Genomic DNA, 12,118 nt, shown 5'->3' on the forward strand with positions numbered 1-12,118 from the left:
ATGACAGTGATAGCGGGACGTCATCTGGTGGCGGTGACCGCGTGCGTCAGTGGCGTCGCACATACCTATATGGCTGCCGAACGGCTGGAAAAGCTCTGCCAGCAGGAGAAGTGGAGCGTTAACATTGAGACGCAGGGAGCGCTGGGCGTTGAGAGTGAGCTTACGGAAGAGGACATCCGGCGTGCTGATGTCGTATTGCTCATTACTGATATCGAACTGGCGGGCAGTGAACGTTTCGAGCATACGCGCTACGTGAAGTGCGGTATTAACGCCTTTTTACGTGACCCACAAAAGGTGATGGGCGCGGTGCGTAAAATGCTATCCGCTCCGCAGCAAACTCAGATCATTCTGGACTAGCACCCTTCCCGGTGAGCTGGCTGTGATACTGGCGACGGTATTCTGACGGCGAACGCTCCGTGTTCTTGCGGAATAACCGGCAGAAATAGTTGCTGTCGACAAAACCGCAGGCATGCGCCACCTCTTTCACTTTTAAATCATACCCTTTTAACAGCTGGCGCGCGTGTTCCAGCCGGGTATGCGTCAGGTATTCATTAAAACCCACTGCGCCCGTTTTCTGGAACAGATGCGACAGGTAGTTTGGGGAGATATAGAACGCCTGCGCGACGGATTCCCGGGTAAGGGGAGTGGCGTAGTGTTCGTCAATATAGACCCGAATCGCTTCAAACAGAGCCTGACTGCGGGAGGCGGTTTGGATCTGACTCCCCAGAAGGTCCACGCAGTGGCTAAGCAGGCTGGCGATAATCAGCCTCGCGGTTTGCTGCTCATGCGGTTGCATCTGGATTTCATGGAGCGTCTGTAAGAGTAGCGATCCAATACGCGGACCGCGGCGGGCAACGTGCTGCTTTGCCAGATTTCGAACGTCTTTACCGTCCCAATGCAAAAGGCTAAACCCAAGCTGCTGTTTGCCAAACAGGATACTCAGCGTGGTTGCGGGTGCTTGCCAATGTGGATTATTCCAGCCGCCAGCCGGGACGTATAAAACATCCCCCTGCTGTAAAACGCAGCCAGCCTGGTCTTTCATTGAACCTTCGATCGCGATCTCCAGACGTGGGAAATCGACCTGCAGGGCAAGTTCGGGGGCGGGGATCGCTGGGTTCGCAAAATGCACCTGACGCAGCGGCGTTGTGCCGTTGATCAGGTCAGTCAGGATGTGGGTAATGTCGTGGTGCATGGTGTGGATACCAGGGTATTGCTGGGCGGCGCTAACGCTTACCCGGCCTACGTATCGTAGGCCCGTGCAAGCGTAGCGCCGCCGGGCGGAAAGCATTAGCCGGTGTTACGCATACCTGCCGCAACGCCCGCAATCGTCACCATCAGCGCCTGTTCAACGCGCGGATCCGGCTCTTTCCCTTCTTCTTCTGCCAGACGCGAACGGTGCAGCAGCTCTGCCTGCAGGACGTTCAGCGGGTCGGTGTAGATGTTACGCAGCTGAATAGACTCGGCAATCCACGGCAGGTCCGCCATCAGATGTGAGTCGTTGGCGATGTCCAGTACCACTTTGATGTCGCCTTCCAGCAGTTCGCGCAGCTCTTTACCGAGCGCCCACAGCTCTGGTTTCACCAGACGCTGGTCGTAGTATTCCGCCAGCCACAGGTCAGCTTTCGAAAAGACCATCTCCAGCATGCCCAGACGGGTGGAGAAGAACGGCCAGTCGCGGCACATGGTTTCCAGTTCGTTCTGTTTACCGTCTTCCACCACTTTTTGCAGTGCGGCACCGGCACCCAGCCAGGCGGGCAGCATCAAACGGTTCTGCGTCCAGGCGAAGATCCACGGGATCGCGCGCAGAGACTCTACGCCACCGGTCGGGCGACGCTTCGCAGGACGTGAGCCCAGCGGCAGTTTACCCAGCTCCTGCTCAGGCGTGGCCGAGCGGAAGTAAGGAACGAAATCTTTGTTTTCACGCACGTAGCCGCGGTACAGATCGCAGGAGATATCAGACAGCTCGTCCATGATATGGCACCAGGATGCTTTCGGCTCCGGCGGCGGCAGCAGGTTTGCTTCCAGGATCGCGCTGGTGTAGAGCGACAGGCTGCTGATGGTCACTTCCGGCAGACCGTACTTGAAGCGGATCATCTCGCCCTGCTCGGTGACGCGCAGGCCGCCTTTGAGGCTTCCCGGCGGCTGCGACAGCAGCGCTGCGTGTGCAGGCGCGCCGCCACGGCCAATCGAGCCACCGCGTCCGTGGAACAGGGTCAGCTCAATACCGGCTTTCTCGCAGGTTTTGATCAGTGCGTCCTGCGCCTGATACTGCGCCCAGGATGCCGCCATCACGCCCGCATCTTTCGCGGAGTCGGAATAGCCAATCATCACCATCTGTTTGCCCTGAATAAAGCCGCGGTACCAGTCGATATTCAGCAGCTGGGTCATGACGTCGTTGGCGTTGTTCAGGTCGTCGAGGGTCTCAAACAGCGGGGCGACCGGCAGAGCGTAGTCGATTCCCGCTTCTTTCAGCAGAAGGTGAACGCCCAGCACGTCTGACGGGGTCTTCGCCATGGAGATCACATAGGCGGCCACCGATCCTTTCGGCGCGTCCACGATCGCTTTACAGGTGTTGAGTACTTCGCGGGTTTCGTTGCTTGGCTCCCAGTTGCGCGGCAGCAGAGGGCGCTTCGAGTTCAGCTCGCGGATCAGGAAGGCCTGTTTGTCGGCTTCGGACCAGCTTTCATAGTCGCCGATGCCGAGATAGCGGGTCAGCTCGCCCAGCGCTTCGGTATGACGGGTACTTTCCTGACGTACGTCGATACGCACCAGCGGCACGCCAAAACACTTCACGCGGCGCAGGGTGTCGAGCAGTTCGCCGTTAGCGATGATGCCCATCCCGCAGGCCTGCAGTGATTTATAACAGGCATACAGCGGCTCCCAGAGCTGTTCGTTCTGGCTGAGCAGACCCTCTGGTTTTGGCAGGCGCTGACCTTTCAGACGCGCTTCCAGCCAGGCCTGAGTGGCCATCAGCTGACCACGCAGTTTCTTCATCAGGAAACGGTACGGCTCGCTGGCGCCTTCTTCTCCGGCCAGCGCGCGCAGTTCCGGCGTCGCTTCAACCATCGACAGCTCGGAGATCAGCACCTGAATGTCTTTCAGGAACAGGTCGGTCGCTTTCCAGCGGCTCAGCAGCAGGACGTGACGGGTAATTTCTGCGGTCACGTTCGGGTTGCCGTCGCGGTCGCCCCCCATCCAGGAGGTGAAGCGGACCGGAACGAAGTCGACCGGCAGGCGGTAGCCGAGGTTCTCTTCCAGCTGTTCGTTCAGCTCGCGCAGGTAGTTAGGCACCCCTTCCCACAGGCTGTTTTCCACCACCGCAAATCCCCATTTCGCTTCGTCGACCGGGCTTGGACGATGCTTACGAATTTCATCGGTGTGCCAGGACTGGGCAATCAGCTGGCGCAGACGGCGCATCAGCTGGTTGCGTTCGTAGTCGGCAATGTCTTTGTTATCCAACTGCTTCAGACAGTTGTTCACTTCCACCATTTTGTGGATCAGGGTGCGACGGGTAATTTCAGTGGGGTGTGCGGTCAGCACCAGCTCCAGCGAAAGCGACTCCACCGCTTTTTTGATGGTGGCTTCGTTGAGGTCTGGCTGGTCTTTCAGTTTACGCAGGGTGCGGGCAATGACTTCCGGGTTGCTGGCAGCTTCGCCATTTGGCGAAATGCTGTGGTATTGCTCAGCGGTGTTGGCCAGGTTCAGGAACTGGCTGAATGCGCGTGCAACGGGCAGCAGCTCATCGTTTGAGAGGTTCTGCAAGGTGGTGAGCAGCTCCTGACGACTGGCCTCGTTACCGGCACGGGAAGATTTAGACAGCTTGCGGATGGTTTCAACGCGGTCGAGGATGTTCTCCCCCAACGCGTCTTTGATGGTATCTCCAAGCACTTTGCCGAGCATACTGACATTACTACGCAACGCGGAATATTGTTCGTTCATAAAAACCCAGTCACCCCATCATTTTTGTTTATGCCCAGGCGAAAATTTTCTGGACATTATTTTGTCATCTCCCCTTATAAAGCCACGTAAAACCCCCGTCGTCAATTGCTGCGAAAACGGTTCAGCAAACGAATAAATGAGGGCAATTTACGAAATTTAATTCCCATTGCGTCAGATAAGAGATGCTTATGAGAATGTACCGGGGAAAAGGGGTAAACACGAAAAATGGCAGCTTCGGTTGCCATTTTGCTTTTATCTGTGGGGTTTTTTACGCAAAAAAAAAAGCGGACCACGGGGTCCGCAAAAGTTCACGTTGGCTTTAGTTGTTCGAGTTTTGAGAGAAACTCGCTGACGGAGCGGGGACGTCAAGGGTCAAACACGTGCCGCCTCGTCTATGTGGTGTATTATTCAACAGAATGCTTGATAGGGATAATCGTTCGTTGCTATGCTATCTATCGCCATGAACTATCGTGGCGACGGAGGATGAATAATGAATATTCGTGATCTTGAATACCTGGTAGCGTTAGCCGAGCATCGTCACTTTCGCCGCGCGGCAGATTCCTGTCACGTCAGCCAGCCCACGCTGAGCGGTCAGATCCGCAAGCTGGAAGACGAGCTGGGCGTGATGCTGCTGGAGCGCACCAGTCGTAAGGTTCTGTTCACACAGGCAGGTCTGCTGCTGGTGGATCAGGCGCGCACAGTGCTGCGCGAGGTCAAAGTGCTCAAGGAAATGGCAAGCCAGCAGGGGGAGGCGATGTCCGGCCCGCTGCATATTGGCCTGATCCCAACCGTTGGCCCGTACCTGTTGCCGCACATCATTCCGATGCTGCACCAGACGTTCCCGAAACTCGAAATGTACCTGCATGAAGCGCAGACCCATCAGCTGCTGGCGCAGTTAGACAGCGGCAAGCTCGACTGCGCCATTCTGGCGCTGGTGAAAGAGAGTGAAGCCTTTATTGAAGTGCCGCTGTTCGATGAGCCGATGATGCTGGCGATCTATGAAGATCACCCGTGGGCGAACCGCGATCGCGTACCGATGGCCGATCTGGCCGGTGAAAAGCTGCTGATGCTGGAAGATGGCCACTGCCTGCGCGATCAGGCGATGGGCTTTTGCTTTGAAGCGGGTGCGGATGAAGATACCCATTTCCGCGCAACCAGCCTGGAAACGCTGCGTAATATGGTCGCGGCGGGAAGCGGTATTACGCTGCTGCCTGCGCTGGCCGTGCCGCGCGAGCGTAAACGTGATGGCGTGGTTTATCTGCCGTGCATTAAGCCGGAGCCGCGTCGCACTATCGGCCTGGTGTATCGTCCGGGTTCACCGCTGCGCAGCCGCTATGAGCAGCTGGCAGAGGCCATCCGTGGTTCGATGGATGGCCATTTCGACAGCGCGTTAAAACAGGCGGTTTAAGCCGTTCAGCGCAGCTACCCGATAGGCTTCCGCCATGGTCGGGTAGTTAAAGGTGGTGTTAACGAAGTACTCAATGGTGTTACCACCGCCTTTCTGCTCCATTATCGCCTGGCCGATATGAATGATTTCCGCCGCGCGTTCACCAAAGCAGTGAATGCCGAGGATCTCTTTGGTCTCGCGATGGAACAGTATCTTCAGCGTTCCCACGCTCATCCCCACGATTTGCGCCCGCGCCAGATGTTTAAACTGGGCGCGTCCCACCTCGTAAGGCACCTTCATTGACGTCAGCTGCTGTTCGGTTTTGCCGACAGAACTGATTTCCGGGATGGTATAGATGCCCGTCGGAATATCTTCGATCAGGTGCGCCGTCGCTTCGCCTTTTACCAGCGCCTGTGCGGCAATGCGTCCCTGGTCGTAAGCGGCTGAGGCCAGGCTTGGGTAGCCAATCACGTCGCCGACCGCGTAAACGTGCGGCAGGGCGGTCTGATACATGCTGTTGACCTTCAGCTGACCGCGGCTGTCGGTTTCAAGCCCGATATTTTCCAGCTGCAGTGAATCGGTGTTGCCGGTACGACCGTTGGCGTACAGCAGGCAGTCTGCTTTCAGCTTCTTACCGGACTTCAGGTGCATGATCACCCCGTCGTCACAGCCCTCAATCTTCTCGTACTCTTCGTTGTGGCGAATCACCACGCCGCTGTTCCAGAAGTGGTAGGAGAGGGAGTCCGACATCTCCTGATCGAGGAACGCCAGGAGGCGGTCACGGGTGTTGATCAGGTCAACTTTGACGTCCATTCCGCGGAAGATCGACGCATATTCGCAACCAATGACCCCTGCGCCATAGATAATGACGTGGCGAGGCTCATGGTGCAGGCTCAGAATCGAGTCGCTGTCGTAAACGCGCGGGTGCGAGAAGTCCACGTCGGCCGGATGGTAAGGGCGTGAGCCGCAGGCGATAACAAATTTTTCAGCCGTGATGGTTTCAACCGAACCGTCGTGGCATTCGAGTGCCAGGGTGTGTTCATCCACAAAATGCGCATTGCCCTGCAAAATTTCACAGTGGTTACGCTCATAAAATCCCTGACGCATGCGTGTCTGCTGGTTAATAACGGTATCCGCATGATTCAGGATGTCAGCAAAGGATGATCGAAGAAGTCGGGAGTGGTCGCTGTAAAGAGGGTTCTGGTTAAATTCGATAATGCGGCTAACGGCGTGGCGGAGGGCTTTCGAAGGGATGGTGCCCCAGTGGGTGCAACCGCCGCCGACATTATGGTAGCGCTCGATGACCGCTACTCTGGCTCCCTGTTTCACCAGACCCATAGCAGCACCTTCGCCGCCGGGGCCGGAACCAATAACTATTGCGTCGTAATCGTAGGAATGTGGCATGGTAAGGCTTACCTGTTCTTATACATAAAAGCAACAGAATCATAACATCATTGCCAAGGTAACCCAATTATCGTTGTGCTTTTTTCGGGCAGTGGAGCACAAACCGCACGTAAACAATCATTCACAAAGCCAGGCAAACAGATTAATTTTATTCTCTGGTATAGTGCCATCAGGCCTTTGGAAGGATTCAACTATCGTGATGGGCGTAAGAGCACAACAAAAAGAGAAAACCCGGCGTTCGCTGGTGGAAGCCGCATTCAGTCAACTGAGTGCTGAGCGAAGTTTTGCCAGTTTGAGCCTGCGCGAAGTCGCACGCGAGGCCGGGATTGCGCCAACGTCCTTCTATCGTCATTTCCGTGATGTGGATGAACTGGGCCTGACCATGGTCGACGAGAGCGGCCTGATGCTGCGCCAGCTGATGCGCCAGGCGCGTCAGCGTATCGCCAAAGGGGGCAGCGTGATCCGCACCTCCGTATCGACCTTTATGGAATTTATCGGCAATAACCCCAACGCGTTTCGTCTGCTTCTGCGCGAGCGTTCGGGCACATCGGCGGCGTTTCGTGCCGCCGTCGCGCGTGAAATTCAGCATTTCATCGCGGAACTTGCCGACTATCTTGAACTCGAAAACCATATGCCGCGCGCGTTTACTGAAGCACAGGCCGAGGCGATGGTGACGATTGTTTTCAGCGCGGGTGCCGAAGCGCTGGATGTCAGCATTGAACAACGCAAGCAGCTCGAAGAGCGGCTGGTATTGCAGCTCAGGATGATCTCCAAAGGCGCGTACTACTGGTATCGCCGTGAACAAGAGAAACTGGCACATCAAACCGAAGAGTGAAGGTGAGTAATGAAACAGTCAGGTCAGGATAAAGGGACGCTGTTGCTGGCATTGATCGCTGGCTTATCCATTAATGGTACGTTTGCCGCTATTTTTAGCTCAATCGTGCCGTTTTCGATTTTCCCGCTTATTGCGCTGGTGCTGACGGTTTACTGCCTGCATCAACGTTACCTGAACCGCACCATGCCGGTGGGGTTACCGGGGCTGGCCGCTGCCTGCTTTATTCTGGGCGTATTGCTGTATAGCACGGTGGTTCGCGCGGAATATCCGGATATCGGCTCTAACTTCTTCCCTGCCGTACTGTCTGTGGCGCTGGTGTTCTGGATTGGCTCCCGCATGCGTAGCCGTAAAAGCCAGTTATCAGAGTAAAGGGTTTCGTCATTGTAGGCCGGAAAAGCGAAGCGCCATCCGGCTTTTTTGGCAGGTGGCGCTTCGCTTACCTGCCCTACAAGCCCCACATTACTTCGCCGTGAGCAGTACGCCGCACTCCATATGGTGCGTATACGGGAACTGATCGAACAGCGCCAGACGTTCAACCTTGTGCGTCTGGCCTAATGTTTCGAGGTTCTTGCACAGCGTCTCCGGGTTACAGGAGATGTACAAAATACGCGGGTACGCCTGCACCATCTTTTCGGTTTCGCTGTCCAGGCCACTGCGCGGCGGGTCGACAAAAATCGTCTCACACTGGTAGCTCTTGAGATCGATCCCTTCCAGGCGGTTAAACTGGCGTACGCCGTTCATGGCCTGCGTGAACTCTTCTGCGGCCATACGAACGATCTGCACGTTGTCGATATGGTTGGCGGCAATGTTGTACTGCGCGGCTGCCACCGACGGCTTTGCGATTTCCGTTGCCAGCACGCGATCGAAGTTACGCGCCAGCGCCAGCGAGAAGTTGCCGTTACCGCAGTAAAGCTCCAGCAGATCGCCCGTTGATCCTTCCGTCGCCTTCAGCGCCCACTCCAGCATCTGCACGTTCATCGCGGCGTTCGGCTGGGTGAAGCTGTTCTCTACCTGACGATACACCATCTCTTTACCTGCCACCGGCAGGCGCTCGTCGATGTAGTCCTGATCCAGCATGATTTTGGTTTTGGTCGCGCGGCCAATCAGGTGAACGTTGATGTTCTGAGCGCGCAGCGCATCGCGCAGCGCTTCTGCCTGCTCGCGCCACTCGTCGTTAAGCGCTTTGTGATACAGCAGAGAGACAATCGCCTGATTGCTTTGCGTGGTCAGGTAGTCAATCTGGAACAGCTTGTTACGCAGTACCGGATTGTTGCGCACGCCGTCCATTATCAACGTCATCAACTGGTTAATGAGCTCGCTCGCCGCCGGAAAGCTGTCCACGCGGATACGGGATTTCGTCTGCTGATCGAAAATGATGTGGTACAGGTCGTCGCCGTCGTGCCAGATGCGGAATTCGGCGCGCATGCGGTAGTGGCTGACGGGAGAGCGGAACACCTCGGGAACGGGCGCGTTGAAAGGCGTCATCATACTTTGCAGGCGGACGACTTTCTCTGCCAGCTGCGCGTCGTACTGTTCTGTCGGGAGGTGTTCTGGGGTCATGATGCGTCCTGAGTGATAAAGAATTACGCGGGGATTGTAGGCATTGTTCAGGGGATGTCCAGATTTAATGGGCAATAGCTGTCTGGACATCCATACGTGTCTAATTGTAGCATTCTGTTTCCGGTCTCCTGAGAGTGAAAAGGGAATCCAGTGTAAATCTGGAGCTGACGCGCAGCGGTAAAGTCTGGCGGGATGAGCGCTGTAGACACTGTGAAAATGGGAAGTCTTCATCCTTATATAGCCACCTAGCCCGAAGACCTGCCGGGATCACGTCGCATTTGGTTTCATCATCGCGTGCTATCGATGAGGCCTGCGGCATCCTTCTTATATTGTGGATGCTTTAACAATGATTAAAAAAGTATCGCTGTTGACGGCGTTGTCCGTCACGGCATTTTCGGGCTGGGCGCAGGATAGCGCCGACTCGTTGGTGGTGACGGCAAATCGTTTTGAACAACCTGAAAAAACTATTCTGGCTGCAACCTCCGTTGTTACGCGTGCCGATATTGACCGTTGGCAATCAACCTCAGTCCTGGATGTTATGCGTCGCCTGCCCGGCGTGGATACGGCGCAAAGTGGCGGGATGGGGCAACTCTCTTCTCTCTTTATACGCGGCACCAACTCCAGCCACGTCCTGATCCTTGTTGATGGGATCCGCCTTAACCAGGCGGGCGTTACGGGGTCGTCCGATCTCAGCCAGTTCCCGATCTCCCTGGTGCAGCGTATCGAATATGTTCGTGGACCGCGTTCGGCGGTATACGGCTCGGACGCGATCGGCGGAGTCGTAAACATTATTACCACTCGCGCGAAGGACGGTACCACGCTGAATGCAGGTGCAGGGTCGCATGGTTACCAGAATTATGGCGGCAGTACTCAGCAAACATTGGGCGACAGCACGCGCGTCACGCTTGCGGGTGATTACACCTATACCAAAGGGTTTGATGTGGTTGCGGACGGCAACAATGGTGGCCTTGCCCAGACCGATCGCGACGGCTTTATGAATAAAACGCTCTATGGTGCAGTGGATCACGCATTCTCGGAGCAGTGGAGCGGATTTGTTCGCGGCTTTGGCTACAGCAACCGTACTGCCTACGACGGTTACTACAGCTCATTTACCCCCGATGTACTGGTCGATACCCGCCAGCTCTATAGTCAGACCTGGGATGCTGGATTGCGCTTCAACGATGACATCTTCCATTCACAGCTGCTCACCAGCTATAGCCACAGCAAGGACTATAACTACGACCCAAATCTGGGCCGCTACGATTCGACTGCCACCCTGGATGAAATCAAACAGTACAACGTCCAGTGGCTGAATTCCGTTGATGTTGGCCATGGAAACATTGGCGCGGGCGTTGACTGGCAGAAGCAGAGCACCGAGCCGGGTACAAACTACGTGACCAACGGCTACGACCTGCGTAACACCGGCGTTTACCTGACCGGGTTGCAGCAGTTTGGTGACTTCACTCTGGAAGGAGCGGTTCGCAGCGATGACAACTCTCAGTTCGGCCGCCATGGCACCTGGCAAAGTAGTGCGGCCTGGGAGTTCGTGGAGGGTTACCGCTTCGTTGCTTCTTATGGTACGGCCTATAAGGCTCCGAATCTGGGTCAACTCTATGGTTTCTATGGCAATGACCATCTTGATCCAGAAGAGAGTAAGCAGTGGGAAGGTGCGTTTGAAGGCCTGATGGCGGGCGTGAGCTGGCGCGTCTCCGGCTACCGTAATGACGTCGATAATCTCATCGACTTCGATAATAACCTTCAGCAATATTACAACGTCGGTAAAGCGCGCATTAAAGGTGTGGAAGCGACAGCATCGTTTGATACGGGCCCGTTGACGCATACTGTAGGCTACGACTATGTGGATGCCCGCAATGCCGCAACCAACGAACTTCTGGACCGTCGTGCTAAGCAGCAGGTGAAATATCAGCTCGACACGCAGATCTATGATTTCGACTGGAGCCTGACTTATCACTATCTCGGTACGCGTTACGACACTGACTTTGGTGCTTATCCGTCTGAGAAAGTAAAAATGGGTGGTGTCAGCCTGTGGGATGTCGCAGTTTCGTATCCTGTCACCTCACATCTCACAGTTCGTGGTAAAATAGCCAACCTGTTCGATAAAGATTACGAGACAGTTTATGGCTACCAAACTGCAGGACGGGAATACACCTTGTCTGGCAGCTACACCTTCTAATCCGCGTCCCACCGTGCTGGTGTTTGATTCCGGCGTCGGTGGGCTTTCGGTCTATGATGAGATTCGGCATCTCCTGCCGGATCTCCATTACATCTACGCCTTCGATAACGTCGCTTTCCCGTATGGGGAAAAGAGCGAAGATTTTATTGTTGAGCGTGTGGTTGAAATCGTCACCGCTGTACAAAAGCGCTATCCCCTTGCGCTGGCCGTCATCGCCTGTAATACGGCAAGCACCGTTTCTCTTCCCGCCCTGCGTGAAAAATTCCAGTTCCCGGTTGTGGGCGTTGTTCCTGCGATAAAGCCTGCCGCGCGCCTTACGGCGAACGGCATTGTGGGTTTGCTGGCAACGCGAGGCACGGTAAAGCGTCCTTATACCCGCGAGCTGATCGACCGTTTTGCCAACGAATGCCAGATTGCGATGCTGGGTTCGGCTGAGCTGGTGGAGATGGCTGAAGCGAAGCTGCACGGAAAAGCGGTATCACTCGACGAGCTGCGTCGTATTCTTCGTCCGTGGCTGCGGATGCCCGAACCTCCGGATACCGTTGTGCTGGGCTGCACCCACTTCCCGCTATTACAGGAAGAGCTATTAGAGGTGTTGCCGGAGGGGACGCGCCTGGTGGATTCCGGCGCGGCTATCGCCCGTCGTACGGCCTGGCTACTGGAGCATGAAGCGCCGGATGCGAAATCTACCGACGCGAATATCGCGTTTTGTATGGCCATCACGAAAGAGACTGAGCAACTTTTACCCGTTTTACGCCGTTATGGCTTTGAAACGCTCGAAAAACTGGCGCTGTAGCAC

The 12,118-nt window shown here is 55.7% G+C and carries 10 protein-coding genes and 1 riboswitch; of the genes, 6 read left to right on the forward strand and 4 right to left on the reverse strand.

Annotated features, from left to right (window positions below; translation table 11 throughout):
- Positions 1-357, forward strand: coding sequence for a PTS fructose-like transporter subunit IIB (locus tag AC1VYI_RS01985; RefSeq protein ID WP_023309667.1), 357 nt, complete (start codon positions 1-3; stop codon positions 355-357).
- Here the strand turns inward: AC1VYI_RS01985 and AC1VYI_RS01990 are convergent.
- Positions 344-1,192, reverse strand: a complete 849-nt coding sequence (locus tag AC1VYI_RS01990; RefSeq protein ID WP_032667980.1) for a helix-turn-helix transcriptional regulator — start codon at positions 1,190-1,192, stop codon at positions 344-346. The two genes, AC1VYI_RS01985 and AC1VYI_RS01990, sit on opposite strands and share 14 nt — an antisense overlap.
- 95 nt (positions 1,193-1,287) lie before the next feature.
- Complete coding sequence (ppc, locus tag AC1VYI_RS01995) at positions 1,288-3,939, reverse strand: phosphoenolpyruvate carboxylase (protein ID WP_023309665.1); 2,652 nt, start codon at positions 3,937-3,939, stop codon at positions 1,288-1,290.
- 490 nt (positions 3,940-4,429) lie between these two features.
- Here ppc and oxyR point away from each other — a divergent pair, with 490 nt between their 5' ends.
- A complete protein-coding gene (oxyR, locus tag AC1VYI_RS02000; RefSeq protein WP_023309664.1) occupies positions 4,430-5,347 on the forward strand; it encodes a DNA-binding transcriptional regulator OxyR in 918 nt (305 codons plus the stop codon).
- Here the strand turns inward: oxyR and sthA are convergent.
- Complete coding sequence (sthA, locus tag AC1VYI_RS02005; protein ID WP_008501785.1) at positions 5,330-6,730, reverse strand: Si-specific NAD(P)(+) transhydrogenase; 1,401 nt, start codon at positions 6,728-6,730, stop codon at positions 5,330-5,332. The two genes, oxyR and sthA, sit on opposite strands and share 18 nt — an antisense overlap.
- Before the next feature lie 196 nt (positions 6,731-6,926).
- Here sthA and fabR point away from each other — a divergent pair, with 196 nt between their 5' ends.
- Positions 6,927-7,565 carry an HTH-type transcriptional repressor FabR gene (gene fabR / locus AC1VYI_RS02010; RefSeq protein WP_008501784.1) on the forward strand — a complete coding sequence of 213 codons (639 nt, stop codon included), beginning with the start codon at positions 6,927-6,929 and terminating at the stop codon, positions 7,563-7,565.
- Positions 7,566-7,574: 9 nt separating this feature from the next.
- Positions 7,575-7,934: a YijD family membrane protein gene (locus AC1VYI_RS02015; RefSeq protein WP_045355521.1), complete on the forward strand. Its 360-nt coding sequence runs from the start codon at positions 7,575-7,577 to the stop codon at positions 7,932-7,934.
- A gap of 90 nt (positions 7,935-8,024) precedes the next feature.
- Here AC1VYI_RS02015 and trmA read toward each other — a convergent pair whose 3' ends face one another.
- Positions 8,025-9,125 (reverse strand): tRNA (uridine(54)-C5)-methyltransferase TrmA, encoded by a 1,101-nt coding sequence (gene trmA / locus AC1VYI_RS02020; RefSeq protein WP_134867021.1) that lies wholly within the window; start codon positions 9,123-9,125, stop codon positions 8,025-8,027.
- Between the two features lie 104 nt (positions 9,126-9,229).
- Positions 9,230-9,405, forward strand: a riboswitch (cobalamin riboswitch).
- A 66-nt stretch (positions 9,406-9,471) separates the two neighbouring features.
- On the opposite strand from trmA, the gene btuB reads away from it, so the two are divergent.
- On the forward strand, positions 9,472-11,319 hold the full coding sequence (gene btuB, locus AC1VYI_RS02025) for a TonB-dependent vitamin B12 receptor BtuB (RefSeq protein ID WP_134867022.1): 1,848 nt from the start codon (positions 9,472-9,474) through the stop codon (positions 11,317-11,319).
- Complete coding sequence (gene murI, locus AC1VYI_RS02030) at positions 11,264-12,115, forward strand: glutamate racemase (RefSeq protein WP_023309660.1); 852 nt, start codon at positions 11,264-11,266, stop codon at positions 12,113-12,115. The genes btuB and murI overlap by 56 nt, the downstream gene beginning before the upstream one ends.
- Positions 12,116-12,118: the final 3 nt, after the last annotated feature.

Source organism: Enterobacter sp. QK-SA4 (assembly GCF_056856775.1).

Bases quoted from the DNA above. Each gene is read 5' to 3' on its own strand.
- AC1VYI_RS01985 (WP_023309667.1), top strand. From the start codon at position 1: ATGACAGTGATAGCGGGACGTCATCTGGTGGCGGTGACCGCGTGCGTC.
- AC1VYI_RS01990 (WP_032667980.1), bottom strand. From the start codon at position 1,192: ATGCACCACGACATTACCCACATCCTGACTGACCTGATCAACGGCACA.
- ppc (WP_023309665.1), bottom strand. From the start codon at position 3,939: ATGAACGAACAATATTCCGCGTTGCGTAGTAATGTCAGTATGCTCGGC.
- oxyR (WP_023309664.1), top strand. From the start codon at position 4,430: ATGAATATTCGTGATCTTGAATACCTGGTAGCGTTAGCCGAGCATCGT.
- sthA (WP_008501785.1), bottom strand. From the start codon at position 6,730: ATGCCACATTCCTACGATTACGACGCAATAGTTATTGGTTCCGGCCCC.
- AC1VYI_RS02015 (WP_045355521.1), top strand. From the start codon at position 7,575: ATGAAACAGTCAGGTCAGGATAAAGGGACGCTGTTGCTGGCATTGATC.
- trmA (WP_134867021.1), bottom strand. From the start codon at position 9,125: ATGACCCCAGAACACCTCCCGACAGAACAGTACGACGCGCAGCTGGCA.
- btuB (WP_134867022.1), top strand. From the start codon at position 9,472: ATGATTAAAAAAGTATCGCTGTTGACGGCGTTGTCCGTCACGGCATTT.
- murI (WP_023309660.1), top strand. From the start codon at position 11,264: ATGGCTACCAAACTGCAGGACGGGAATACACCTTGTCTGGCAGCTACA.